Below are 25156 nucleotides of genomic sequence, written 5' to 3'. Positions count from 1 at the left end.
GTGCACTCGCCTGTTCAGGCGATTTCCATCGCACAGCCCTCATCATGCGCGCGTCGCGAAAAAAGGCGGGGAGTTCGAGCGCGGCTCGCTCCCCGCGAACGACGACCGATCCCCACGGTCGTCAGAGGCACCGTCGTTCCCGGCCGCAAGGACCGGGAAAACCACGCGTCAGCGGCTGCGCACGAGTTGCCACGCGCGCGAAAGATAGGTGATCGAGGCAAACCCGCTCCACACGTGCACGAGCCGCGTGAACGGGAAGATCACGAAGAGCGTCATGCCCATGAAGAGGTGCAGGCGGAAGATGAGCGGCGCGCTCGCCACGTAGCTCGCGGCGTCGCCCTGGAACGTGACGATGTGCTGCGCCCAGGTCATGAGCCGCACCATCATCGCGCCGTCCATATGGCTTGCCGACTCGCCGATCGTCGTGAGCCCGAGCAGCAGCGTGACGAGCAGCCAGAGCAGCAGCACCTTGTCGCCCACGCGCGTCACGGCCGAGACGCGCGCGTTCGAAAGCCGCCGATGCAGCAGGATCGCAAGGCCGACCAGGCACATCGAACCCATCACGCCGCCCGCCACCATCGCGACCAGTTGCTTGACCGCGTGCGGCACGCCGAGCCAGTCCCACACCGCCACGGGCGTGAGCAGTCCGAACAGATGGCCGAAGAAGAGGCCGAGAATGCCGACGTGAAAAAGGATGTTGCCAAGCCGCAGATGGCCGCGATAAAGCATCTGCGAGCTGTCCGCCTTCCACGTGTATTGCTCGCGCTCGAAGCGCGCGAGGCTGCCGAACAGGAAGATGGCGGCGGCAATGTAGGGATAGATGCCGAACAAAAACGGGTTGAACGTGTTCATGGCGATTCCTTTACGCAGGCGCTAGCAGCGGCGTGCGCCGTTCGCGGGTGGAAATGAACGACCTGCGGAGCGGCGCTCGCGGCGAACGAGCGCACGAGCGGCTCGACGCCGTCCGCGCCGGTGCCGAAGCGTTCGAGCGCCTCGTCCATGTCGCGCACGGGCGCGCCCACGAGCGGCAGCGGCTCGACTTCGCTCAGTTCGCACAGTACCGGGAAAATGCCCGCGTACGGGCTTTCATCCTTTTCGAGCTGATTGCCGAGCGCGGCGAGCACGTGGATCGCCTCGCCGAGCAGCGCGCTCGCGTCGTCCTCGTCGATCAGACCGAGCACTTCGAGAAAGAGCGGCACGTAGTCGGGCAACTCGTTGGTCGCCATGTCGAGGCCGTGGCTGCGATATTCGTCGAGCAGATCGACCATCGCCTGGCCGCGCGCGCGGCTTTCGCCGTGCACGTGCTCGAACAGATGCAGCGAGTGGCGCGGATTGCGATCGAACGTGGCCACGTAGTTTTCCTGCGACTCGATGAGCGAGCGCTCGCGCAGCGCGGCGACGAGCGGCGCGAGTTCGCGCGTGGCGAACGCGCCGTGCGGGGAAGCCGCTAGTATGGCCTCGATGTCGTCGAGCGCGTCGAGCAAAGGCTGCTCGGGGTAATCGAGCAACGCGGAGAGAACCGGATAAATCGACATGATGGAGGTCCTCCCGCTCACGCTTGCGATGGCGTCTTGCGACGCGATTTCGGCATGTCCGCGTAGGCCACGCTGCCTTCGGTCTTCGCACCGAACAGCGAACCTTCCGACACGCCGCCCGAGCAGCCGTTGCCGAACGAGAAGCCGCAACTGCCCTTCTCGTTGAACGAGTCCTCGACCATCTCCTTGTGCGACGACGGCACGACGAAGCGGTCCTCGTAGTTCGCGATCGCCATGGTGCGGTACATGTCTTCCACCTGCTCCGGCGTGAGGCCCGCGCGCTCGAGCAAGGCATGGTCGTTCACGCCGTCCACGGTCTGCGTGCGCTTGTAGGCGCGCATGGTCAGCATGCGGTTGAGCGCGGACACCACGGGCTTCTCGTCGCCTGCGGTGAGCAGGTTGGCGAGATAGCGCATGGGAATGCGCAGGCTCGCGACATCGGGAATCACGCCGTCCATGCCGATATGCCCCGCATCGGCCGCCGACTGGATCGGCGAGAGCGGCGGCACGTACCAGACCATCGGCAGCGTGCGGTACTCGGGATGCAGCGGAAACGCGATCTTCCAGTCGACCGCCATGCGGTACACGGGCGAGCGCGCGGCCGCGTCGAGCCAGCTTTGCGGCACGCCCTGGCGGCGCGCCTCGGCCTGGATGGCCGGATCGTGCGGATCGAGGAACACGTCGAGCTGCGACTGGTACAGGTCCTGCGTCGATTCCACCGATGCCGCCGCGCCGATGCGGTCCGCGTCGTAGAGCATCACGCCCAGATAACGGATGCGGCCCACGCAGGTTTCCGAGCACACGGTAGGCTGCCCCGCCTCGATGCGCGGATAGCAGAAGATGCACTTCTCGGCCTTGCCGCTCTTCCAGTTGAAGTACATCTTCTTGTACGGGCAACCGGAGATGCACATGCGCCAGCCGCGGCACTTGTCCTGATCGACGAGCACGATGCCGTCGTCTTCGCGCTTGTACACCGAGCCCGATGGGCACGACGCCACGCACGCGGGGTTCAGGCAGTGCTCGCACAAACGCGGCAGATACATCATGAAGGTGTTCTCGAAGCTCGAGTACATCTCCTTCTGCACGTTCTCGAACAGCTTGTCGCGGCTGCGCGATTCAAACTCGCCGCCCAGGTCGTCTTCCCAGTTAGGACCCCAATGGATCTTGTCCATCTTCTTGCCGGTGATGACCGACACGGGGCGCGCGGTGGGCGGCGTCTGCGAAAGACGCGCGTTCTGCAAATGCTCGTAGTCGTAGGTGAACGGTTCGTAGTAGTCGTCGATGCCGGGCAGGTTCGGGTTGGCGAACAGGTTGGCCAGCACCTTGAGCTTCGGGCCCTGGCGCGGCGCGATCTTGCCGTTCGGGTTGCGCACCCAGCCGCCGTTCCACTTGTCCTGGTTCTCCCATTCCTTCGGATAGCCGATGCCGGGCTTCGTTTCGACGTTGTTGAACCACGCGTACTCGACGCCATCGCGCGACGTCCACACGTTCTTGCACGTCACGGAGCACGTGTGGCAGCCAATGCACTTGTCGAGGTTCAGGACCATCGCCACCTGGGCGCGGATTTTCATGATGCTGCTCCTTCCTTCATGGGGCCTTCGAGCCACTCGACCTTCTTCATCTTGCGCACGATCACGTACTCGTCGCGATTGCTGCCGACCGTGCCGTAGTAGTTGAAGCCATACGACAGTTGCGCATAGCCGCCGATCATGTGCGTGGGCTTGAGCACCGTGCGCGTGACCGAGTTGTGAATGCCGCCGCGCATCCCGCTCGTTTCCGCGCCCGGCACGTTGATGATCTTTTCCTGCGCGTGATACATGAGGCACATGCCGCGCGGCACGCGCTGGCTCACCACCACACGCGCGGTGAGCGTGCCGTTCACGTTGAACACTTCCACCCAGTCGTTATCGACGAGACCCGCTTCCTTCGCCTCGGCTTCCGACACCCACACGTGCGGGCCGCCGCGCGAGAGCGTGAGCATGCGCAGGTTGTCCGTATAGGTGGAGTGGATGCCCCACTTCTGGTGCGGCGTGATCCAGTTCAGCACGAGTTCGTGCTCGCCGTTGGGCTTCGCACCGAGCATCGGCGAAACGGTTTTCGTGTCGATGGCGGGCTTGTAGTTGCAGAAGCCCTCGCCGAAGTCGAGCATCCAGCGGTGATCCTGATAGAACTGCTGACGGCCCGTGAGCGTGCGCCAGGGAATCAGCTCGTGCACGTTCGTGTAGCCCGCGTTGTAGCTCACCTCTTCCGATTCGAGCCCCGACCACGTGGGCGCGGAAATGATCTTGCGTGGCTGTGCCTGCACGTCGCGAAACCGGATCTTGTCGTGCTCGCGGCCTTCGGCCAGATGCGTGTGGTCGCGGCCCGTGATCTTCGACAGCGCGTCCCATGCCTTCACCGCCACATGGCCGTTGGTTTCGGGCGCGAAGGTGAGGATCATCTCCGCGGCGTCGATGGCCGTCTCCAGACGCGGGCGGCCCGCCGCCGCGCCCTCACCCTCGCCATGCTTGATGCCCGTGAGCTGTGCAAGCTCGCCCACCTCGTGCACGGTGTTCCAGTTAATGCCCTTGCCGCCGTTGCCGAGCTTCTCCAGCAGTGGCCCGACCGAGGTGAACTTGTTGTAGATCTCGCGATAGTCGCGCTCCACGACCGTCATCGCGGGCGCGGTCTTGCCCGGTACGAGATCGCATTCGCCAAGGCGCCAGTCCTTCGGCTCGAACGCCTGGCCCAATTCGCCCGGCGTGTCGTGCATGAGCGGCGTGCACACGAGGTCCGTGCGCTTGCCCAGGTGCGCGCCGCCGATCTCCGAGAACTTCTTCGCGATGGTCTTGTAGATCTCCCAGTCGGTCTTGCTCTCCCAGAGCGGCTGCACCGCTTCCGAAAGCGGGTGGATGAACGGGTGCATGTCCGACGTGTTGAGGTCGTCCTTCTCGTACCACGTGGCCGTGGGCAGCACGATGTCGCCGTACAGGCAGGTCGTGCTCATGCGGAAGTCGAGCACCGTGAGCAGGTCGAGCTTGCCTTCGGCCGCCTCGCGCACCTTCACTTCGGCGGGCTTGATCGCGTCGGCTTCGTCGCCGAACAGCGCGTTCTGCGTGCCGAGCAGATACTTGAGGAAGTATTCGTGGCCCTTGCCCGAGCTGCCCAGAATGTTCGAGCGCCACACGAACATGTTGCGCGGGAAGTTCGCGGGATTGTCGGGGTCGTCGCAGGCGAAATCGAGCTTGCCGGACTTGAGCTGCTCGACGGCGTACTGCACCGGCGGCACGCCCGCGCGCTGCGCGGCGTCCACCACGTCGAGCGGGTTCGCGCCCAGTTGCGGCGCCGAAGGCAGCCAGCCGAGGCGCTCGGACTTCGCGTTGAGGTCGAGCATCGAGAGCCCCTTGTAGCGCGCGCGGTCGGCGCCCGGGCCCAGGATCTCGTCGACGCCCACCTTCTCGTGACGCCACTGGCTCGTGTGGTTGTAGAAGAACGACGTGCCGTTCATCTGGCGCGGCGGGCGCGACCAGTCGAGCGCGAACGCGAGCGGCGCCCAGCCGAACTGCGGACGCAGCTTTTCCTGGCCCACGTAATGCGCCCATCCGCCGCCACTCTGGCCGATACATCCGCACATCATCAGCAGGTTGATGATGCCGCGGTAGATCATGTCGTTGTGATACCAGTGATTGAGCGCCGCGCCCACGATCACCATGCTCTTGCCACGCGTGCGGTCGGCGTTGTCGGCAAATTCGCGCGCCACCTGGATCACGAGCTTGCGCGGCACCGTGGTGTGCTTTTCCTGCCATGCCGGCGTGCAGGGCACATCCTCGTCATACGAGGACGCGACGTTCGGGCCGCCCAGCCCCTGATCGACGCCGTAGTTGGCCATCTGCAAGTCGTAGACGGTCGCCACCAGCGCGCGCGTGCCGTCGGCGAGCGTCACGCGCTTCGCGGGCACGCGGCGCGCGAGCAGCGCGCCCTGTTCGCCGCCGAAGTACGGGAAGCCCACTTCGACCACTTCGTCATGCTGATCGACGAGCGACAACCGCGGATCGATCTCGCGACCGCTGCCGCCGTCCTTCATTTCGAGGTTCCAGCGGCCCACCTTCTTGCCCCCGTCGTGCTCGCCCTCGCCCCAGCGAAAACCGATCGAGCCGTTGGGCGCGACGATGTCGCCCGTGGCCGAGTCGATGGCGAGCGTCTTCCATTGCGGGTTGTTCGCTTCGTCGAGATTCGCGGCCAGTTGCGAGGCACGCAGGAACTGGTCCGGCACGAGCGAGCCGTCGCGCTCGGCGAGCGTGACGAGCATCGGCATGTCGGTGTACTGCTTCACGTAGTCGCGGAAGTACGCCGACTTACCGCTGGCGTGGAATTCCTTGAGCACGACGTGGCCCATCGCGAGCGCGAGCGCCGCGTCGGTGCCCTGCTTCGGCGCGAGCCAGATGTCGCCGAACTTCACCATCTCGCCGAAGTCGGACGACACCGCCACCGTTTTCGTGCCCTTGTAGCGGACCTCGGTGTAGAAGTGGGCGTCGGGCGTGCGCGTTTGCGGCACGTTGGAGCCCCACACCATGAGATACGTGGAGTTGTACCAGTCGGCCGATTCAGGCACGTCGGTCTGCTCGCCCCACGTTTGCGGCGAGGCCGGCGGCAAGTCGCAATACCAGTCGTAGAACGACAGGCACGCCCCGCCGATCAGGCTCAGGTAACGCGCGCCCGCCGCGTACGAGACCATCGACATGGCCGGAATGGGCGAGAAGCCCACCACGCGGTCCGGGCCATACTTGCCGATGGTGTAGGCGTTGGCCGCCGCGATGATCTCGGTGGCCGTGTCCCAGTCGGCGCGCACGAAGCCGCCCTGACCGCGCGCGCGCTTGTAGCGCGCGGCCTTCTTCGGGTCCTCGACGATCGAGGCCCATGCCTTGACCGGGTCGAGCGTCTTGCGCGCCTCGCGCCACATTTCGATCAGTCGGCCGCGGATCATCGGATACTTCACGCGCTGCGCCGAATACACATACCAGCTATACGACGCGCCACGCGGGCAGCCGCGCGGTTCGTGATTGGGCAGGTCCGCGCGCGTGCGCGGGTAGTCGGTTTGCTGCGTTTCCCACGTGATCAGGCCGTTCTTCACGTAGACCTTCCACGAGCACGAGCCCGTGCAGTTCACGCCATGGGTGGAGCGCACGATCTTGTCGTGCTGCCAGCGGCTGCGATAGCCGTCTTCCCACTTGCGGTCCTCGTTCACCACCGCGCCGTGACCGTTCGAGAAGGTCGACTTCACGCGCGACATGAACTTCAACCGGTCCAGAAAATAACTCATCAGGTTCTCCGGGGCTGCTGCTGGATTCGATCGATCGCGCCCGTCGCCGCTTGCGTGTTCGTCACGCGTGGCGCCAGGCGCTCGTGTCGTTCCGAGTATGGCGAGCAGGCGCTGGCCTGCCCATTCACCGAGGGGAGTGTTCGCGCAGCGCAAAGGGATGAGTCCCAACGCGCCGCGCTACTCCCTAAGGACTAGTTCGCTCCACGCTCGCGCGTCAGCAAGGCATCGACGCGTTGCGGCGCGCGTAGAAGAGCCACGTGACCAGTGCGCACACCACATAGAAGCCGATGAAGCACAGGAGCGCGGAAACCGGCGAGCCGGTCATGTCGAGCGAGGTGCCGAAGCTCTTGGGGATGAAGAAGCCGCCGTATGCGCCCATTGCCCCCGCGAAGCCGAGCACGGCAGCCGATTCCTTGCCCGCTTCGGCAAGCGCGCTGTGCTGCGCCTGCGCGCCCGCGCCTTGCGCGGCGCGCTGATGCTGCGTGAGAAAGATCACGGGGATCATGCGGAAGGTCGAGCCGTTGCCGATGCCGGTGAGCGCGAACAGCACCACGAACATCGCGAGGAAGCCCGCGAAACTGCCCTGCGCGCCACCGAACGTGCCGCCCGGCAGGAACACGATCACGCCCATCACCGCCACGATCATCGCCACGAAGGTCCAGAGCGTGACGCGCGCGCCGCCGAGCTTGTCCGAGATCCAGCCGCCAACGGGACGCGTGAGCGCACCGGCAAGCGGCCCGAGGAAGGCCCATGCGGTCGGGTTGATCGCGGGGAACTCGGCCTTCGTGAGCAGCGCGAGACCCGCGGAAAAGCCGATGAACGAGCCGAACGTGCCGACATAGAGGAAGCACATGATCCAGTTATGCGCGCGGCGGAAAATCACGGCCTGTTCGCTGAACGAGGCCTTCGCGTCGGCAATGTCGTTCATGCCGAACCACGCGGCGAACGACGAAACGATGATGAGCGGCACCCACACGAAGCCCGCGTTCTGCAACCAGATGCTGTGCTCGACGCCGTTCTTCACATATGTCTGGCCGTCGCCGAGCAGGCCCGCGAACACGGCGGTCGAGATCACGATGGGCGTGACGAACTGCACGACCGAAACACCGAGATTGCCGATGCCCGCATTGAGGCCCGTGGCGAACCCCTTGCGCGCCTTCGGGAAGAAGAAGCTGATGTTCGCCATCGACGAGCTGAAGTTCGCGCCGCCCAGGCCGCACAGCAGCGCGAGCACGAGCAGCGTGGAATACGACGTGGACGGATCGCGCAGCGCGAAGCCCATGCCGATGGCCGGGATCAGGAGGCTCGCCGTGGAGATCGCCGTGAAGCGGCGGCCGCCGAAAATCGGCACGAGAAACGAGTAGAAAATGCGCAGCGTGGCGCCGGAGAGCGCGGGCAGCGCCGTGAGCCAGAACAACTCGTTCTTTGTGAAGTGAAAGCCGCCCTTGTCGAGGTTGACCACCGTGACGCTCCACAGCGACCACACCACGAACGCCAGCATCAGCGCCGGAATCGAAATCCACAGGTTGCGGGTGGCGATCTGCTCGCCGGAAGCCTGCCAGAACTTCGCGTTCTCAGGCTCCCATTGGGTCAGGAGATATTTGGACATGATTGTGCTCGTACAGTTGGCGCCGCACACGCGGCGCGAGTTTGATCATTCGGAGTACGTTGTTTCTTTCAGCTCCGGCGCCACGCCGTGCCGGGTCTTGCTCGTGAGTTTCGCGAGCGCTTCAGGGCGAAACGAGACGTGCATGAAGAGCAGGCTCACCACCGTCGCGCCGAACATCAGCATGAAGCAGGTGGTGCGCACGCCCGTCAGGTCCACGAGGAAGCCGAACAGGATCGGCAGGATGAAGCCCGCGAGACCGCCCGCCAGCCCCACCACGCCCGAGACCGCGCCGATGTTGTCGGTGTAGTCGTCGCCGATGAACTTGAAGACGGAAGCCTTGCCCACCGCCATCGCAATGCCGACGATGAACATCAGCACTGTGTAGAACACCGGCCCCGTGCTGATATGCAGGCCGAGCGGGCCGTGCGCGCCGTGGATCGTGAAGTCGGTCGGCGGGTAGCTCAGCAGGAAGAAGCAGGCGAGCGCGACCCACATCACGGCCCACGTCGTGCGATACGCGCCGTAGCGGTCGGAGAGCCAGCCGCCAAGCGCGCGCAGCACGCCGCCGGGCAGCGAGAAGCACGCGGCGAGAAACGCGGCCTGCTCGATGCCGAAGCCGTACTGGTTCACGTAGTACTGCGGCATCCACAGCGAAAGGCCGACATAGCCGCCGAACACCACCGAGTAGTACTGCGCATAGCGCATCACGCGCGGGTCGGCGAGCACGCGCATCTGGGCCGCCACGCTCGTCGAGCCCGACACGCGGTGCGCGGGGTTGCTCGCGGAGAACACCCAGAACAGCAACGCGGTGACGAGCATCGCGACCGCGTAGACCTTCGGCACGATGGTCCACGTGCCGGCCGCCACGATCAGCACCGGCGCCACGAACTTGTTGAGCGCGGCGCCCGAGTTGCCCGCGCCGAAAACGCCCATAGCGAAGCCCTGGCGCGACTTCGGGAACCAGCGCGCCACATAGGGCGTGCCCACCGAGAACGAGGCGCCCGCGAAACCCACGAACAGTCCGAGCACGAGGAATTGCCACAGTTGCGTCGCGTACGAGACGAGCCAGATCGGCACGATCGTCGCAAGCATGGTGATGAAGAACACGACGCGCCCGCCGTAGCGGTCGGTCCAGATGCCGAGCGGCACGCGCGCGAGCGAACCGGTGAGCACCGGCATCGCGGCGATCAGGCCGAATTCCGTATCGGTGAGATGAAGCTGCTTCTTGAGGGGAATGCCGAGGATCGCGAACATCATCCAGACGGCAAAGCAGATCGTGAATGCAAATGTGCTCGAGGTGAGCACGCGCCACGCGCGGCTATCCGGCACGGGCTCCGCCTGTGGGGATGGGGCGGCTTTCATGGGTGTTTCCTCTCGCTCGTCTTGTTGACGTGACAAGCGTAGGAAACGGGGAAGGTAAGGACTATTCTCCGCAGGGAGTGCGCGACGATGCGCCGCTAGGCCTTAAGGAGTAGTACGGGGGTATGAGGCGGTGCGCACGGGAAAAACGCGGGTACGCGAATGCGCGGGAGAACAACAAGAATATTTCGAAAAGCCGTAGCGTGTCACACAACACGCTACGGCACGGTGTCGCACCTGATCAACGATAGATCAGCGCAAGACCAAAGCGAAATCAGCGGAACACCACCGTCTTGTGCCCGTTGAGCACGATGCGATGCTCCACATGCCACTTCACCGCGCGCGCGAGCGTCACGCACTCCACGTCGCGGCCGATGGCGGTGAGCTGGTCGGGCGTCATGTTGTGATCCACGCGCTCCACTTCCTGCTCGATGATCGGACCCTCGTCGAGATCCGACGTCACGTAGTGCGCCGTTGCGCCAATCAGCTTCACGCCGCGGTCGAACGCCTGGTAGTACGGCTTCGCGCCCTTGAAGCTCGGCAGGAACGAGTGATGGATGTTGATCGCGCGGCCTTCGAGCGCGTCGCACAGTTGCGTCGAGAGGATCTGCATGTAGCGCGCGAGCACCACGAGGTCAGCGCCTTCGCGGTTCACCACTTCGAGCACGCGCGCTTCCTGCGCGGCTTTGTCGGCCGCCGTGCCGCCGAGCAGCGGGAAGTGATGGAACGGAACGTTGTAGCTCGCGGCGAGCTGATAGAAGTCTTTGTGGTTCGAGATGATCGCCGGAATCTCGATGGGCAACTGGCCGGTGCGATAGCGGAACAGCAGGTCGTTCAGGCAATGGCCGATCTTCGAGACCATGATGACGACGCGCGGCTTCACGTTCGCATCGTGCAGCTCCCAGCGCATGCCGAACTCCTGCGCGAGCGGCGCGAACGCGCTGCGCAAGCCTTCGAGACCCGGATCGCCGCCCACTTGCTGGAAGTGCACGCGCATGAAGAACTCGCCCGTGTGGCTGTCGCCGAACTGGGCCGAATCGAGAATGTTGCTGCCGCGCTCGAACAGAAAACCCGACACGGCATGCACGATGCCCGGCCGGTCGGCGCACGACAGTTTGAGGATGAAGCTGTGATCGGTCGACATGACCTTGGTAACTCCCGTCAATACTTTGGTGTTTCTAAAAGGGCTTTGGTTTGGGCTTTAAAAAACCGGCGCCCTTTCACAGCGTCGGCGGTTCGAAGATCGCGGCAATGCCCTCGCACGCGTCTTCGTCAATCCATTGGCGGCGCAGCAGGCAGTCGAGCGTCGCGAGGCTCGCGTCCACCGTCATGGCGCCTTCCTCGATCCAGCGCGCGGTTTCGTCGATGCGCGCGAGGCGATGCTCGCCGACTTCGCCGTCCTGGTTGTGAGGCACGAAATCGGCCGGCAGCGCGAGATCGTAGACGAAAATCTGCTCGGCCTGGGTGCCTTCCGGCAGCGACTGAAGCACGTGCACCGTGCGGCCCGCGCGCGCCTCGCGCGCCAGATCGGCGGCAATGCCCGCCTCTTCCCAGCACTCCTTCACGAGCGTGGCCTCGATGCCGAAGCCCCAGCCGATGCCGCCCGCCACGACGTTATCCAGCATGCCGGGGTCGGTGGCCTTGGTGTCGCTGCGCCGCGCGATCCACAACTGCGGCGCGCGTTCCGCATATTCTACGACGCCGTTCAGATGCACCGCGTACGTCATCGTGCCGAAGAAGCGCGACGCCGCGCGCTCGATATAGGCCAGCGGCGTCGCGTCGAATGCGTTTCGGATCGCGTAGGTTTCGTTGCGCCAGCCCGGAATGCGGCCTTCCGCGGCGAGCGCGCCGATCACCGAGCCGAGCGCCGCGCTGCGCGCCGCGACGTTGTCGAAGTGCGGCGCGAGCGTGACGCGCGCGTTGTCCGCGTCGCCGTCGATCTCGAACACATCGGGCCAGCGCGCGAGCAGCGCCACGTCATTTTCGCGGATCCAGCCCACGCGCTCGTCGCCGATATGAAACGGCAGATGCGCGCCGACGTCGAAGCGCCGCGCGTCGGTAATGCAAGGCAAGGTCATCGGTCAGGACTCCGTAGGTCAGTCGCGCAGGGCGATGCGAATGCCGATGGCAATGAAGGTGAAACCGGCGAGACGATCGAGCCACACGCCCGCACGCGGGCGGCGCTTGAGCCAGCCGCCGATCGTGCCCGCGCACAGCCCGAAGATCGAGAACACCACGACCGTCTGCGCCATGAACACGAGGCCGAGTTCGAGCATTTGCAGCGTGACGCTGTGCGCGCCATGCGCATCCACGAACTGCGGCAGGAACACCACGAAGAAAAGCGTCACCTTCGGATTCATGATGTTGCCGAGCACGCTCTGGCGAAAAATCGCGGAAAGCGCCTGGCGCGGCCGCTCGCCCGCTGCGGCGAGACCCTGGCTCCTCAGCGCCTTCACGCCGATCCACACGAGGTACGCCGCGCCCGCGAGCTTGAGGATCTGGAACGCGAGCGGCGAGGAGCGCAGCACGGCGGCCACGCCGAGTGCGGCGAGCGTGATGTGGAACGTCACGCCCGCGGCAAAGCCGAGCGCGGCGACGAGGCCGGCCGCGCGGCCCTGCGAGATGCCGCGCGCGAGCACCTGGAGGTTGTCAGGGCCGGGCGCGAACGTGATGGCGATGGAGGTGGCGAGAAAGAGCGCGAAATTCGGCATGAGATCGACTCGTGGCGGTATGCGTTCGGAATTCAGCGGTGCTCAGTGACCGCCGAAAGCGGTCACGGTGAAAAGCGGCAGCCCTGCATCGGTGAGCAGCTTCGAGCCGCCCAGGTCCGGCAGATCGATGATCGCCGCGCCCTCCACCACGCTCGCGCCGAGGCGCTCCAGCAGCAGCTTGCCGGCCATCATGGTGCCGCCGGTGGCGATCAGGTCGTCCACGATCACGACACGGTCGCCCTTGCCGCAGGCGTCTTCGTGAATCTCGACGGTCGCTTCGCCGTATTCGAGCTTGTAGGTCTCGGACACCGTCTTGTACGGCAGCTTGCCGATCTTGCGGATCGGAATGAAGCCCACGTTCAGTTCATAGGCAACGATCGGCCCGATGATGAAGCCGCGCGCATCCAGCCCCGCCACGTAGTCGAGCTTCGCGTCCACGTAGCGCTCGACGAACAGGTCGATCAGCACGCGCAGGCCCTTCGGGTCGCCGATGAGCGGGGTGATGTCGCGGAACTGCACTCCCGGCTGAGGCCAGTCGGGCACCGTGCGGATCAGGCTTTTCACGAACTGGGCGGCTTCGGCGCTCGGGCTCGCGGGTGCGTTGGACATGATTTCTCCGGGTCGTGACAAGAATAAAGAACAGTAGAACGCATAAACGGGGCGGGACCCCGCAAGCGGATTTTCAAGGTGCGCTCGCCCGCACGCCTCAGGCCGCCGCCGCGCCGGCGGCGCCGGGCTTGCGGTGCCGCGAAAGCCGTTCCTCGGCCTGTGCGAGCTGCTCCGGCAAGCCGCGCAGCACGACAATGTCGGCCTCGCGCAGCTTGGTCGACGGGTCCGGCTCCACGCCGCGAATGCCGTGGCGGCGGATCGCCGTGACCTCCACGCCGAGGTCGTAAAGACCCAGTTCCGCGAGCGTGCGGCCCACGGCGTCGGCGCGCTCGTCAACCGGTACGGATTGTAGCCGCACCTGCTCGTGACCGTCCTCGCCTGCATCGTCGGTGCCGTGGAAGTAGCCGCGCAAAAGGCTGTAGCGCTCGTCGCGCAGCTCCTCCACGCGCCGCACCACGCGGCGCATCGGCACGCCCATCACCACCAGCATGTGCGAAGCGAGCATCAGGCTGCCTTCCACGATCTCCGGAATCACCTCGGTCGCGCCCGCGGCGAGCAGGCGTTCGAGATCGGAGTCGTCCACGGTGCGCACGATCACGGGCAGCGTGGGCTCCAGTTCGTGAATGTGGTGGAGCACGCGAAACGCCGACTGCGTGTTGGCGTACGTGATCGCCACGGCCGCCGCGCGATGGATGCCCGCCGCCACGAGCGACTCGCGCCGCGCGGCGTCGCCGAACACCACCGACTCGCCCGCCGCCGCCGCCGCCGCCACGCGGTCGGGGTCGAGGTCGAGCGCGACATACGAGAGGCCTTCGTATTCGAGCATGCGCGCGAGGTTCTGCCCCGCCCGGCCGTAGCCGCACACGATCACGTGGCCGCTTTGCTTGATGCTTTGCGTGGCGATGCGCGTCATCATCAGCGACTGCTGCATCCATTCCGTCGAGGAAAGGCGCAGCACGATGCGATCGGCGTTCTGGATCAGGAACGGCGCGGCCAGCATGGAAAGCAGCATGGCGGCGAGAATCGCCTGGAGCAATGTGGGGTCGACGAGATGCTTGTCGAGAATGAGGTTCAACAGCACGAAGCCGAATTCGCCGGCCTGCGCAAGGCCGAGACCCGTGCGCATGGCCACGCCCGGCGACGCGCCAAAAAGGCGTGTGAGCGCCGTGATGAGCACGGCCTTGAGCACGACCGGGCCGACCACGAACGCCCCGACCATGACCGGGTGCTGCCAGATCACGTGCGGATTGAGCAGCATGCCCGTGGTCACGAAGAAGAGGCCGAGCAGCACGTCGCGAAACGGCTTGATGTCCTCCTCCACCTGGTGCCGGTACGGCGTTTCGGCGATCAGCATGCCCGCGATGAACGCGCCGAGCGCAAGCGACAGGCCGAACTTGTCGGTGATGAACGCCGCGCCCAGCGTGACGAGCAGCACGTTGAGCACGAACAGCTCCTGCGAGCGCCGGCGCGCGACCACGTTGAACCAGCGCGTCATGAACTTCTGGCCGACAAAGAGCAGGATGCCGAGCGCGAGCACGATCTTCACGGCGGCCGTGCCGAGCGATTCGAGCAGCGACCTCGACGAGCCGCCGAACGCGGCGATCACGATGAGCAGCGGCACCACGGCCAGATCCTGGAACAGCAGCACGCCGAGAATGTTGCGGCCGTGCTCCGATTCGATTTCGAGCCGCTCGGAGAGCATCTTGCTCACGATGGCCGTGGACGACATGGCGAGCGCGCCGCCCAGCGCCACGCACGCCTGCCACGTGATATGCACCCACGGCTCCAGCACGAGCCCGAGCAGCAGCGCCACCAGAATCGTGCCCAGCACCTGCGAGAGCCCGAGGCCGAACACGGCGTGGCGCATCGCGCGCAGCTTGGACAGCGAGAATTCGAGCCCGATCGAGAACATCAGGAACACGACGCCGAACTCGGCCAGGTTCTGCGCGCCGTGCGTGTCCGGCACGATGCCGAGCGCGCGCGGGCCCACCAGAATGCCGACCGTGAGATAGCCGAGCATGGGCGGCAGATTCAGATACCGAAACAGCACGACGCCAACCACCGAGGCGAGCAGCAGGAACAGCGTCATTTCCAGCGGGGAAATCATCGTGTGAAACGTCCTCGTTCGTCAGCGTGACCGGCGATGCAATTATTCACCCGCGCCGATCCTGTCCCAGTCCGGGTCAATGATCGATGCAAAGGCGGCTTGATGGGAAGTGCCAGGGAGAATCTACGGGGAACCACGGGGAGCTACAGGAAACTGCGAGGCCGCGCCTCGCGGTCCGTGCACGAGGTTTTCGCGCAGGGGGCGTCGGCGCGGCGCACAGACGCCTTTGTTATACTCCGCGAATGATAGCGAAAATCAATGGCGATCGGGCGCTGAAGCTCGCTCGCGACGTGCTCGACATCGAAGCCGACGCCGTGCGCGGACTTCGCGACCGGCTCGACGACAACTTCGTCGGCGCGGTCGATCTCATCCTCAGTTGCCGTGGACGCGTGGTCGTTTCCGGCATCGGCAAATCGGGCCACATTGCCCGCAAGCTCGCGGCTACGCTCGCCTCCACCGGCACGCCCGCCTTCTTCGTGCATCCGGCCGAAGCGAGCCACGGCGACCTCGGCATGGTCACTGCTGACGACGTCTTCATCGGCCTGTCGAACTCCGGCGAGTCGGAAGAGCTCGTCGCCATCCTGCCGCTCGTCAAGCGCATTGGCGCGAAGCTCATCGGCATCACGGGCAATCGCCCGCAATCGACGCTCGGCCAGCTCTCCGACGTGCATCTGGACGCAGGCGTCGAGAAGGAAGCCTGCCCGCTGAACCTCGCGCCCACCGCGAGCACCACGGCGGCGCTCGCGCTTTCGGACGCGCTCGCGGTCGCCGTGCTCGACGCGCGCGGCTTCGGCGCGGACGACTTCGCGCGCTCGCATCCGGGCGGCGCGCTCGGCCGGCGTCTGCTCACTTACGTGCGCGACGTGATGCGCACGGGCGACGAGATCCCGAAGGTGCGCGACGACGTCACCGTGCGCGACGCCCTCTTCCAGCTCACGGCCAAGCGCATGGGCATGACGGCGATCGTCAGCGCGGAGAACCGCGTGCAAGGCATTTTCACCGACGGCGACCTGCGCCGCGTGCTCGAGCGCGCGGGCGATTTCCGCGACCTGCCGATCACGCAAGTCATGACGAAGGGCCCGCGCACCATCGGTCCGGACCAGCTCGCCGTCGAAGCCGTGGAACTCATGGAGCGCCATCGCATCAATCAGATGCTGGTCGTCGATACCGAGGGCATGCTGATCGGCGCGCTCAACATGCACGACCTGTTCTCCAAGAAGGTGATCTGATGGCTACCCCACTCGACGCAACCGCGCGCGCGGCGCGCGTGCGGCTCATGATTTTCGACATCGACGGTGTGCTCACCGACGGCGGGCTGCTGTTCACCGGCGCGGGCGACACGATGAAGGCGTTCAACTCGCTCGACGGCCACGGCGCCAAGCTCCTGCGCGAAGCGGGCATCGACACGGCCATCATCACCGGCCGCCGCTCGGAAATCGTCGCCGTGCGCGCGAAGGAGCTGAAGATCACGCACCTGTGGCAAGGCGTGGAGGACAAGCGCGTGGCGTTCGCCGAGCTGCTCTCGCAAACGGGCATCGCGCCCGAGGCGTGCGGCTACATGGGCGACGACTGGCCCGACCTCGGCGTGATGCTCCAGTGCGGCTTCGCCGCCGCGCCCTCGAACGCCCACCCGGACGTGCTCTCGCGCGCCCACTGGGTGTCCGACAAGGTGGGCGGCCACGGCGCCGTGCGTGAAGTCACCGACCTGATCCTGCGGGCGCAGAACCATTACGACGCCCTGCTCGCCGCGGCCTGCGCGCCGCTTGCCGGGATGCCGCGATGAACCAGAAGTTCCGCCTCACTTCGCTCGTGCCGCTCTTTTGCGTGGCCGCGCTCGCCGGCTTCACGTGGTGGCTGCTACAGGCCGTCCAGCCGCGCGAGAAAGAGGCGGCGCCGCGTCCGCTCACGCACTCGCCCGATTATTTCGCCGATAACTTCTCGGTGTCCGAGCTCGACCAGTCCGGCGCCACGCAGTACCGGCTCACGGCCACGCACATGGTTCACTACGAGGACGACGAGAACAGCGACCTCACGAACCCGGCCGTGCGCGCGTTCCAGCCCGGCAAGCCGATCGTGACGGCCACGGGCTTGCGCGGCACGGTCAACGCCGACGCCTCGATCGTCAATCTGTACGACAACGCGCGCATCGTGCGCTCGGCTGGTGCAGGCGACCCGGAAATGCAAGCCGATTCCGAACATTTCAAAGTGCTCGTGAACGACGATGTGATCCTGACTGAAAAGCCGGTTAAACTTCGACGCGGCCAGTCGGTCATGACGGCCACCAGCGGCATGAACTACAACAACGTTACCCGGGTCATCCAGCTCTTCGGCAACGTCCGAGGCGCGATCGCCCCGGCTGACTCCGGCGGCTCGTCCTGAACGCCGGGCCGTCCACGCAAGGCATGATTGCATGAACGATTCGCTTCCCCGTCCTCTGAACGGCCGTTCGCTCAACGCGCGCCGCGCCCTTTTCGCGGCGCTGCCGGCGCTCGCCGCCGCGCTGCTGCTCGGCGGCCTCGCGCCCGCGGCCCACGCCGAGCGCGCCGACAAGGACAAGCCGCTCAATATCGAAGCGGACAACATGACCTATGACGACCTGAAGCAGCAGACCGTCTTCACCGGCCACGTGGTCGCCACCAAGGGCACGATCCTCATCAAGGCCGACAAGCTCGTCGTCACGCAGGACCCGCAGGGCTACCAGTACGCGACCGGCACCGTTGCGCCGGGCACGCCCGACGACAAGCTCGCCTATTTCCGCCAGAAGCGCGAAGGACTCGACGAATTCGTCGACGGCACGGCCGAGCGCATCGACTACGACGGCAAGCAGGACCTCACCACGCTCACGACCCGCGCCACGGTGCGCCGCCTCCAGGGCACCTCGACGGTGATGGATCAGGTCCACGGCAGCGTGGTCACGTACGACGGCCAGAACGACTTCTACACCGCGCGCTCGGGCAAGGATGTCGCCGGCCCCGGCAACCCCGGCGGCCGCGTGCGCGCGATGCTTGCGCCGCGCAACACGGGCGCAGCGGGACTCACCGGCGCGCCGGCCACGCTCGCTCCGTCCTCTACGCTGAAGGGAGCGCCGCAACAGTGAACACCATCACCGCACCCCAAAGCCACGGCCGCCAGCTCGCCGGCAAGACAAGCTCGCTCGTCGTGCGCAACCTGAAGAAGCGCTATGGCTCGCGCACGGTCGTCAAGGACGTTTCGCTCGACGTGAAAAGCGGCGAAGTGGTCGGCCTGCTCGGCCCCAACGGCGCCGGCAAGACCACCTCGTTCTACATGATCGTGGGGCTCGTCCCGCTCGACGCCGGCGAGATCGACCTCGACGGCCAGTCCATCAGCCTCTTGCCCATTCACAAGCGCGCGGCGCTCGGCCTGTCGTATCTGCCGCAGGAAGCCTCGGTATTCCGCAAGCTCACCGTCGAGGAGAACATCCGCGCGGTGCTCGAGCTTCAGGTGGACGGCAACGGCAAACGTCTGTCGAAAGACGTCATCACCTCGCGCGCCGAGGCGCTGCTCGACGAGTTGCAGATCTCGCATTTGCGCGAAAATCCCGCGCTTTCGCTGTCTGGCGGCGAGCGCCGTCGTGTCGAAATCGCGCGCGCGCTGGCCACCGACCCGAGCTTCATCCTGCTCGACGAGCCGTTCGCGGGCGTCGACCCGATCGCCGTGCTGGAAATCCAGAAGATCGTGAAGTTCCTCAAGCAGCGCAACATCGGCGTGCTGATCACGGACCACAACGTGCGCGAGACGCTCGGCATTTGCGACCACGCGTACATCATCAGCGACGGCACCGTGCTCGCGGCCGGTGCACCCGGCGACATCATCGAAAACGAAAGCGTGCGCCGCGTCTATCTCGGCGAGCACTTCCGCATGTAAGTCCCAGGGGCGCGCCTCGCGCGCCCGCCCATCGTTCACGGCTGTCCCCGCGGCGCTCACGGAACGTGAGCGAGCCGCAGCGCGCATGCTCACGCTTGCGCGCATTTTTCCCGCGTTTTCCGGCTTTTTCCTGGGTTTTTCCTGTGTAATCCCGCTGTATCGACCTTGTCCATGACGGGTGCACGGCAATCCTGTTTGCGCACCAAATTCGGGGCGCGTCGCGACACGGCACACGCTCGTATTCGCGAATGTCCCGTGGTTTCGTCCGCGTGGCAAACTCTTTACAATGGTTCGCACACCGCCATGAAAGCCAGCCTCCAACTCCGCCTCTCGCAGCATCTTGCGCTCACGCCACAACTGCAACAGTCCATCCGGCTGCTTCAGCTGTCGACGCTCGAACTGCAACAGGAGGTCGCCACGGCGATCGCGCAGAACCCGTTGCTCGAGAACGAGGACGACTGGATCGCGAGCCCGCTGCGCGTGGCCGCCGACGGTTCGCTCATCGCGCAACCGCCCGCCTCCGCGGGCGCCGAGCCGATGCAGGGCGGAAGCACGTCCACTACCTCGGCCAACGGCAGCAGCGAGAACGGCGAAAGCGAGCCGCGCGGCGTGGACGAATACGACGGCCTCGGCGGCGACGCGAACGGCGACGCGAGCCAGTGGAACCTCGACGACTATGGCCGCTCGGGCAACGCCTCCGACGACGACGACCTGCCGCCGCTCCAGATCCACGAATCGACCACCACGCTGCGCGATCACCTGATGGCGCAGTTGCGCGAGACGAACGCGAGCCTGCGCGATCGCGCACTGATCACGTTCCTCATCGAATCGCTCGACGAAGACGGCTACCTCAGCGCGACCTGTGAGGAAATTCTTGCCGATATTCCTGAGGAACTCGAAGTCGACGGCGACGAGCTGAACGCGGCGCTCGCGCTTTTGCACAGCTTCGACCCCGCAGGCGTCGGCGCGCGCTCGGCTTCCGAGTGCCTCAAGCTGCAACTGCTGCGCGTCAATTCGTCGCCAACGCGCACGCTCGCGCTCGAGATCGTGTCGAACCATCTGGAACTGCTCGCCGCACGCGACTTCACGCGGTTGCGCAAGCAACTGAAGACGGGCGACGACGAGCTGCGCGACGCGCATACGCTGATCCGCTCGCTGGAACCGTTCCCGGGTGCGTCATACGGTAAGGCCGAAGCCGATTACGTGGTGCCGGACATCATCGTGAAGCGAAGCGGCCAGAACTGGCACGCGGAGCTGAACCCGGAAGTGGTGCCGAAGCTGCGCATCAACCATCTGTACGCGAATATTTTGCGCAACAACCGGGGCGACCCGGGCAGCGGATCGCTGCGCCAGCAGTTGCAGGAAGCGCGCTGGCTCATCAAGAACATCCAGCAGCGCTTCGAGACGATCCTGCGCGTGGCGCAGGCTATCGTCGAGCGTCAGAAGAACTTTTTCGTGCACGGCGAAATCGCCATGCGCCCCTTGGTTTTGAGGGAGATTGCTGATACGCTGGGCCTACACGAATCAACTGTCTCGCGTGTGACAACCGGCAAATACATGCTGACTCCGTTCGGGACACTTGAATTTAAGTACTTCTTCGGATCGCATGTATCGACGGACACGGGGGGCGCTGCATCGTCCACCGCCATCCGCGCCCTCATCAAGCAACTCATAGGAGCCGAGAACCCCAAATCTCCTCTTTCGGACAGCCGCATAGCCGAACTGCTGGCGGAACAGGGCTTCGTCGTCGCGCGACGCACCGTCGCGAAGTATCGTGAAGCGCTGAAGATTCCGGCGGTCAATCTGCGCAAGTCTCTTTAGCTTGTTCCGGCTTTTACGGAGCAAGCGTTTTCCGGCCGCTACGCCCGTTGGTGGACATGGCCGGCCGAGCTAGCCCGTCGTCGCAGGCCTTTCGGGGAGCCGCGCGCAGGCAGAGAGTCGACCGGCATTGCCGCACTTCACGCGTCACGCGGCCATTAGCCTGGAGAAGCACTATGAATCTGAAGATCAGTGGACACCATCTCGAAGTAACGCCAGCGTTGCGAGAATACGTGATCACCAAACTGGACAGGGTGCTAAGACATTTCGATCAGGTAATCGATGGCAATGTGGTCCTCTCGGTCGACAACCATAAGGAAAAGGATAAGAGACAGAAGGTTGAAGTGAACCTTCATCTGAAAGGCAAGGATATTTTTGTGGAGAGCGCGAACGGCGACATGTATGCCGCCATCGACCTCGTGGTCGACAAGCTGGACCGCCAGGTCGTGCGTCACAAGGACCGCGTGCAGGGGCATCAGCACGATGCGATCAAGCATCAGCCCGCGCCCGTGATCGAGGTCCCGCCGCAATGAGCCTCGTGGCGATCCACGCCATGAAGCAGGGCTGGAGTCGATAGTTCATCCTCCGCCCGTGAAGCAAGCCGCCCGAACCGGGCGGCTTTTTCATGAGTGTGCGCAACTTTGGATGGTGTCGACTGCGGCTCAGCGCGGCGGCGGTGCAACCGGGGAACACGGGTTGCGCTTATGCATGGCGCATCGCACCATCGGCACGGACGCTTGTTCTATAATGGTCCAGTCGTTTTTGGGATCCCACGCACCATCGGGCCCCACGGTCCCGGCACCGGGCTTCGTCGCCTGATCCAATGCGCCCCGCGAAGCGGGGAGTGGCTGGGGTGAGGAGCATTCAGGCCACGTTTTCGCCTGCCAACATGAATCGTTTAGCCAAAATACTTCCCATCGAGAACGTCGTCGTCGGCCTGTCCGTTACCAGCAAGAAACGCGTGTTCGAGCAGGCTGGCCTGATCTTCGAAAACCAGAACGGCATCGCCCGCAGCACGGTTACGGACAATCTTTTCGCTCGCGAGCGCCTCGGCTCCACGGGCCTCGGCGAAGGCGTCGCCATTCCTCACGGCCGCATCAAGGGCCTGAAGCAGCCGCTGGCCGCCTTCGTGCGCCTCGCCGAGCCGATCGCCTTCGAAGCGCCGGACGGCCAGCCCGTCTCGCTGCTCATCTTCCTGCTCGTGCCCGAACAGGCCACGCAGCAGCACCTTGAAATCCTCTCCGAAATCGCACAACTGTTGTCGGATCGCGAAACGCGCGAGCGGCTGCACACGGAAGAGGACCGCGAAACGTTGCATCGCCTGCTCACCCAGTGGCAACCTTGATGTAATGCGCGGCGTCGTGCCCGGCCGCTTGCGCGCGGTCGCGCCGGCACGGGCGCAGGCGCGCGTTCGCACCATCGGGCAGGCAAATTTCGCGCAGATCATGCAGGTTACGAAGGTTATTTAGCCAGCAGTTAAGCCGGCAGTTAAGCGAGCCCTCTCGCGGAGTCAGCGACTCATGGACACTTCCAGCATCAACGCCCAAAGCATCTTCGACGACAACGCCACCACGCTGAAACTCAGCTGGTTGACGGGGCACGAAGGCTGGGAACGCGGCTTTTCGACGGAAACGGTGGCCACGGCCACGGCGAGCGCGGACCTCGTCGGCCACTTGAACCTCATCCACCCGAACCGCATCCAGGTGCTCGGCGACGCCGAGATCCACTACTACCAGCGACAGACCGACGAAGACCGCTCGCGCCACATGGCCGAGCTGATCGCGCTCGAACCGCCCTTCCTCGTGGTCGCAGACGGCATGACCGCGCCGCCCGAACTGGTGCTGCGTTGCACGCGTTCGTCCACGCCGCTCTTCACCACGCCGATGTCGGCGGCCACCGTCATCGACAGCCTGCGCCTCTACATGTCGCGCATCCTCGCGCCGCGCGCGACGCTGCACGGCGTGTTCCTCGACATTCTCGGCATGGGCGTCTTGCTCACGGGCGACTCGGGCCTCGGCAAGAGCGAACTGGGGCTGGAGCTGATCAGCCGCGGCCACGGCCTCGTGGCCGACGACGCGGTGGACTTCGTGCGCCTCGGGCCCGATTTCGTCGAAGGCCGCTGCCCGCCGCTCTTGCAGAATCTGCTCGAAGTGCGGGGCCTGGGTCTGCTCGACATCAAGACGATCTTCGGTGAAACGGCCGTGCGCCGGAAGATGAAGCTCAAGCTCATCGTGCAACTGGTGCGCCGCCCGGACGGCGAGTTCCAGCGCCTGCCGCTGGAGAGCCAGACCGTGGACGTGCTCGGCCTGCCCATCAGCAAAGTCACGATCCAGGTGGCCGCGGGCCGCAACCTCGCCGTGCTGGTCGAGGCCGCCGTGCGTAACACGATCCTGCAACTGCGCGGCATCGACACGCTGCGCGACTTCATGGACCGCCAGCGCCTCGCCATGCAGGACCCCGACAGCCAGTTTCCCGGCAAGCTGATCTGACGCCGCCGCGCGCGCGCCGCACGCTGGGCACGCCAACACGCACGATGGGCGCGCCCTGCGCGCCTGCGACGCAAGCCGCGCGGCCCGGAGAGCCGGTACAGGCGCGCGGATCGGATGCTATGATGACCCAATCGGGTTCATCGACTTTCCCATGCGTATCATCCTGATCACCGGCATCTCAGGCTCCGGCAAGTCAGTGGCGCTCAATGCGCTCGAAGACGTCGGCTACTTCTGCGTCGACAATCTGCCGCCGCGCTTTCTGCCGCAACTCGCGCAATATCTCAGCGACGATGGCTACGAGCGCCTGGCGGTCGCGATCGACGCGCGCTCGAGTTCTTCGTTCGACGACATGCCGGAGATGATTCGCGACCTCGCGAAACGCCATGACGTGCGCGTGCTGTTTCTCAACGCGAGCACGCAGGCGCTCATCCAGCGCTTCTCGGAAACGCGACGACGCCATCCGCTCTCGGGCTCGGCCGCGCATGACGCCAACGTGGGCATGCTCAAGTCGCTGGAAGAGGCCATCGAGCACGAACGCGAGCTGGTCTCGAACCTGGCCGAATTCGGTCACCAGGTCGATACGAGCAACCTGAGCTCGAACGCGCTGCGCCAGTGGGTGAAGGTGTTCGTGGAGGGCGAGCGCGGCTCGCTCATGCTCACGTTCGAATCGTTTGGCTTCAAGCGCGGCGTGCCGCTCGACGCGGACCTCGTGTTCGACGTACGCACGCTGCCGAATCCGCACTACGACGCCCGCCTGCGGCCGCTCACCGGGCTCGATCAGCCCGTGATTGACTTCCTCAATGCACAGCCGGCCGTCCACGAAATGATCGACGATGTCTATGGGTTCGTCGCGAAATGGCTGCCGCATTTTCGCGCGGACAACCGCAGCTATCTGACCGTCGCCATCGGCTGCACCGGCGGCCAGCACCGCTCCGTGTACATCGCCCAGACGCTCGCCACGCGCTTTGCCAGCGGGTCGAACGTTATCGTGCGTCACCGCGACGCGCCTCTCGATGTCGGAGAATCGTCGCGGCTGATCGCCTAACCGGCCGCGCATCGCGCGGTCCTTAACGGAAAGCGTTGCGCCATGTCCTCGTCTACTGCCGTGCTTGCCGATTTGCCGCTGTTCCCGCTGCATACGGTACTGTTCCCTGGCGGCCTGCTGCCGCTCAAGATTTTCGAAGCGCGATACCTGGACATGGCGAGCGAGTGCCTGCGCGAGCACACGCCGTTCGGCGTGTGCCTGCTCAAGAGCGGCGCCGAAGTCGCACAGCACTACGAGCCCGCGGTGCCCGAGCCGGTTGGCTGCCTCGCCGTCATCGACCAGTGCGACGCCGAGACCATCGGCATGCTGCACATCCAGACGCACGGCACGCAGCGCTTTCAACTGCTCTCGCATCGCGTGGAAGCCGACGGCCTGCTCGTGGGCATGGCCGAATTGATTCCCGAAGACATTCCGCTTGAAGGCAGCGGGCAACTCGCGAAGTTCGGCGCGTGCGCCGAGGTGCTGGAGCGGATCATCGCGACAATTCGCGAGCGCGACCCCGCAAGCCTGCCGTTCGCGGAGCCGTTCCGCTTCGACGATCCCTCATGGGTATCGAACCGTCTCGCCGAAGTGCTGCCCATTGCGCTGCGCGCGCGTCAAAAGCTGATGGAGTTGAACGACGCCGGTGCGCGCATCGACGTCGTGCATCACTACATGCAGCAGCATCAGTTGCTTTGATGCGACTGCGCG

Annotated in this window: 22 protein-coding genes; 11 read left to right on the top strand and 11 right to left on the bottom strand. The window is 65.2% G+C overall.

Going from position 1 to position 25156, the window contains the following annotated elements:
* Positions 1–168 precede the first annotated feature (168 nt).
* The 11 genes from narI to C7402_RS02885 form a co-directional block, all read right to left on the bottom strand.
* Positions 169–852: a respiratory nitrate reductase subunit gamma gene (gene narI, locus C7402_RS02935; protein ID WP_112172019.1), complete on the bottom strand. Its 684-nt coding sequence runs from the start codon at positions 850–852 to the stop codon at positions 169–171.
* Positions 849–1535 (bottom strand): nitrate reductase molybdenum cofactor assembly chaperone, encoded by a 687-nt coding sequence (gene narJ / locus C7402_RS02930; RefSeq protein WP_116609548.1) that lies wholly within the window; start codon positions 1533–1535, stop codon positions 849–851. The genes narI and narJ overlap by 4 nt, the downstream gene beginning before the upstream one ends.
* Positions 1536–1552: 17 nt before the next feature.
* Positions 1553–3106: a nitrate reductase subunit beta gene (gene narH / locus C7402_RS02925; protein ID WP_116609547.1), complete on the bottom strand. Its 1554-nt coding sequence runs from the start codon at positions 3104–3106 to the stop codon at positions 1553–1555.
* The gene (locus C7402_RS02920) at positions 3103–6834 is read right to left on the bottom strand and encodes a nitrate reductase subunit alpha (RefSeq protein ID WP_116609546.1); all 3732 of its coding nucleotides are present in this window, start codon (positions 6832–6834) and stop codon (positions 3103–3105) included. Before C7402_RS02920 ends, narH begins: the two co-directional genes overlap by 4 nt.
* Before the next feature lie 214 nt (positions 6835–7048).
* Positions 7049–8443: a NarK family nitrate/nitrite MFS transporter gene (locus tag C7402_RS02915; RefSeq protein ID WP_116609545.1), complete on the bottom strand. Its 1395-nt coding sequence runs from the start codon at positions 8441–8443 to the stop codon at positions 7049–7051.
* Between the two features lie 45 nt (positions 8444–8488).
* Positions 8489–9805: an MFS transporter gene (locus tag C7402_RS02910; protein ID WP_116609544.1), complete on the bottom strand. Its 1317-nt coding sequence runs from the start codon at positions 9803–9805 to the stop codon at positions 8489–8491.
* A 271-nt stretch (positions 9806–10076) separates the two neighbouring features.
* Positions 10077–10946, bottom strand: coding sequence for a formyltetrahydrofolate deformylase (gene purU, locus C7402_RS02905; RefSeq protein WP_112172025.1), 870 nt, complete (start codon positions 10944–10946; stop codon positions 10077–10079).
* A 76-nt stretch (positions 10947–11022) separates the two neighbouring features.
* Positions 11023–11880, bottom strand: coding sequence for an NUDIX hydrolase (locus C7402_RS02900; RefSeq protein WP_116609543.1), 858 nt, complete (start codon positions 11878–11880; stop codon positions 11023–11025).
* A gap of 18 nt (positions 11881–11898) precedes the next feature.
* Positions 11899–12513, bottom strand: a complete 615-nt coding sequence (locus C7402_RS02895) for a LysE family translocator (RefSeq protein ID WP_112172027.1) — start codon at positions 12511–12513, stop codon at positions 11899–11901.
* Positions 12514–12555: 42 nt separating this feature from the next.
* Positions 12556–13122, bottom strand: coding sequence for an adenine phosphoribosyltransferase (locus C7402_RS02890; RefSeq protein ID WP_112172028.1), 567 nt, complete (start codon positions 13120–13122; stop codon positions 12556–12558).
* A gap of 97 nt (positions 13123–13219) precedes the next feature.
* Positions 13220–15229, bottom strand: a complete 2010-nt coding sequence (locus C7402_RS02885) for a monovalent cation:proton antiporter family protein (protein ID WP_116609542.1) — start codon at positions 15227–15229, stop codon at positions 13220–13222.
* Between the two features lie 242 nt (positions 15230–15471).
* Here C7402_RS02885 and kdsD point away from each other — a divergent pair, with 242 nt between their 5' ends.
* The 11 genes from kdsD (at position 15472) to C7402_RS02830 (ending at position 25144) form a co-directional block, all read left to right on the top strand.
* Positions 15472–16458 (top strand): arabinose 5-phosphate isomerase KdsD, encoded by a 987-nt coding sequence (gene kdsD, locus C7402_RS02880; RefSeq protein ID WP_112172030.1) that lies wholly within the window; start codon positions 15472–15474, stop codon positions 16456–16458.
* A complete protein-coding gene (locus tag C7402_RS02875; RefSeq protein ID WP_112172031.1) occupies positions 16458–17012 on the top strand; it encodes a KdsC family phosphatase in 555 nt (184 codons plus the stop codon). The genes kdsD and C7402_RS02875 overlap by 1 nt, the downstream gene beginning before the upstream one ends.
* Entirely contained in the window at positions 17009–17608 is a 600-nt protein-coding gene (gene lptC, locus C7402_RS02870; protein WP_112172032.1) for an LPS export ABC transporter periplasmic protein LptC, read from the top strand. The genes C7402_RS02875 and lptC overlap by 4 nt, the downstream gene beginning before the upstream one ends.
* Before the next feature lie 31 nt (positions 17609–17639).
* Positions 17640–18326, top strand: a complete 687-nt coding sequence (lptA, locus tag C7402_RS02865; protein ID WP_112172033.1) for a lipopolysaccharide transport periplasmic protein LptA — start codon at positions 17640–17642, stop codon at positions 18324–18326.
* A gap of 5 nt (positions 18327–18331) precedes the next feature.
* Positions 18332–19114: an LPS export ABC transporter ATP-binding protein gene (gene lptB / locus C7402_RS02860; RefSeq protein WP_112172127.1), complete on the top strand. Its 783-nt coding sequence runs from the start codon at positions 18332–18334 to the stop codon at positions 19112–19114.
* 303 nt (positions 19115–19417) lie between these two features.
* The gene (locus C7402_RS02855) at positions 19418–20935 is read left to right on the top strand and encodes an RNA polymerase factor sigma-54 (RefSeq protein ID WP_112172034.1); all 1518 of its coding nucleotides are present in this window, start codon (positions 19418–19420) and stop codon (positions 20933–20935) included.
* A 173-nt stretch (positions 20936–21108) separates the two neighbouring features.
* Positions 21109–21465: a ribosome hibernation-promoting factor, HPF/YfiA family gene (hpf, locus tag C7402_RS02850; protein WP_112172035.1), complete on the top strand. Its 357-nt coding sequence runs from the start codon at positions 21109–21111 to the stop codon at positions 21463–21465.
* 290 nt (positions 21466–21755) lie between these two features.
* The gene (ptsN, locus tag C7402_RS02845) at positions 21756–22277 is read left to right on the top strand and encodes a PTS IIA-like nitrogen regulatory protein PtsN (RefSeq protein WP_181565583.1); all 522 of its coding nucleotides are present in this window, start codon (positions 21756–21758) and stop codon (positions 22275–22277) included.
* Between the two features lie 175 nt (positions 22278–22452).
* Complete coding sequence (gene hprK / locus C7402_RS02840; protein WP_028201859.1) at positions 22453–23421, top strand: HPr(Ser) kinase/phosphatase; 969 nt, start codon at positions 22453–22455, stop codon at positions 23419–23421.
* Positions 23422–23572: 151 nt separating this feature from the next.
* Entirely contained in the window at positions 23573–24466 is an 894-nt protein-coding gene (gene rapZ / locus C7402_RS02835; protein WP_112172036.1) for an RNase adapter RapZ, read from the top strand.
* Positions 24467–24508: 42 nt separating this feature from the next.
* Positions 24509–25144 carry an LON peptidase substrate-binding domain-containing protein gene (locus C7402_RS02830; protein ID WP_112172037.1) on the top strand — a complete coding sequence of 212 codons (636 nt, stop codon included), beginning with the start codon at positions 24509–24511 and terminating at the stop codon, positions 25142–25144.
* Positions 25145–25156: the final 12 nt, after the last annotated feature.

This window comes from Paraburkholderia unamae (assembly GCF_003096875.1).
Lineage (GTDB): Bacteria > Pseudomonadota > Gammaproteobacteria > Burkholderiales > Burkholderiaceae > Paraburkholderia > Paraburkholderia unamae.
The sequence above is the reverse complement of the archived record's forward strand: the minus strand, read 5'-3'. Positions and strand labels throughout refer to the sequence as shown.

Excerpts from the sequence above, each read along its gene's own strand:
- C7402_RS02900 (WP_116609543.1), bottom strand. The coding sequence starts at position 11,880 with ATGACCTTGCCTTGCATTACCGACGCGCGGCGCTTCGACGTCGGCGCG.
- ptsN (WP_181565583.1), top strand. The coding sequence starts at position 21,756 with ATGCGCCCCGCGAAGCGGGGAGTGGCTGGGGTGAGGAGCATTCAGGCC.
- C7402_RS02895 (WP_112172027.1), bottom strand. The coding sequence starts at position 12,513 with ATGCCGAATTTCGCGCTCTTTCTCGCCACCTCCATCGCCATCACGTTC.
- lptC (WP_112172032.1), top strand. The coding sequence starts at position 17,009 with ATGAACCAGAAGTTCCGCCTCACTTCGCTCGTGCCGCTCTTTTGCGTG.
- C7402_RS02875 (WP_112172031.1), top strand. The coding sequence starts at position 16,458 with ATGGCTACCCCACTCGACGCAACCGCGCGCGCGGCGCGCGTGCGGCTC.
- C7402_RS02855 (WP_112172034.1), top strand. The coding sequence starts at position 19,418 with ATGAAAGCCAGCCTCCAACTCCGCCTCTCGCAGCATCTTGCGCTCACG.
- C7402_RS02890 (WP_112172028.1), bottom strand. The coding sequence starts at position 13,122 with ATGTCCAACGCACCCGCGAGCCCGAGCGCCGAAGCCGCCCAGTTCGTG.
- hprK (WP_028201859.1), top strand. The coding sequence starts at position 22,453 with ATGGACACTTCCAGCATCAACGCCCAAAGCATCTTCGACGACAACGCC.
- C7402_RS02915 (WP_116609545.1), bottom strand. The coding sequence starts at position 8,443 with ATGTCCAAATATCTCCTGACCCAATGGGAGCCTGAGAACGCGAAGTTC.
- hpf (WP_112172035.1), top strand. The coding sequence starts at position 21,109 with ATGAATCTGAAGATCAGTGGACACCATCTCGAAGTAACGCCAGCGTTG.
- kdsD (WP_112172030.1), top strand. The coding sequence starts at position 15,472 with ATGATAGCGAAAATCAATGGCGATCGGGCGCTGAAGCTCGCTCGCGAC.
- C7402_RS02910 (WP_116609544.1), bottom strand. The coding sequence starts at position 9,805 with ATGAAAGCCGCCCCATCCCCACAGGCGGAGCCCGTGCCGGATAGCCGC.
- C7402_RS02830 (WP_112172037.1), top strand. The coding sequence starts at position 24,509 with ATGTCCTCGTCTACTGCCGTGCTTGCCGATTTGCCGCTGTTCCCGCTG.
- narI (WP_112172019.1), bottom strand. The coding sequence starts at position 852 with ATGAACACGTTCAACCCGTTTTTGTTCGGCATCTATCCCTACATTGCC.
- rapZ (WP_112172036.1), top strand. The coding sequence starts at position 23,573 with ATGCGTATCATCCTGATCACCGGCATCTCAGGCTCCGGCAAGTCAGTG.
- narJ (WP_116609548.1), bottom strand. The coding sequence starts at position 1,535 with ATGTCGATTTATCCGGTTCTCTCCGCGTTGCTCGATTACCCCGAGCAG.
- narH (WP_116609547.1), bottom strand. The coding sequence starts at position 3,106 with ATGAAAATCCGCGCCCAGGTGGCGATGGTCCTGAACCTCGACAAGTGC.
- purU (WP_112172025.1), bottom strand. The coding sequence starts at position 10,946 with ATGTCGACCGATCACAGCTTCATCCTCAAACTGTCGTGCGCCGACCGG.
- lptA (WP_112172033.1), top strand. The coding sequence starts at position 17,640 with ATGAACGATTCGCTTCCCCGTCCTCTGAACGGCCGTTCGCTCAACGCG.
- C7402_RS02885 (WP_116609542.1), bottom strand. The coding sequence starts at position 15,229 with ATGATTTCCCCGCTGGAAATGACGCTGTTCCTGCTGCTCGCCTCGGTG.
- C7402_RS02920 (WP_116609546.1), bottom strand. The coding sequence starts at position 6,834 with ATGAGTTATTTTCTGGACCGGTTGAAGTTCATGTCGCGCGTGAAGTCG.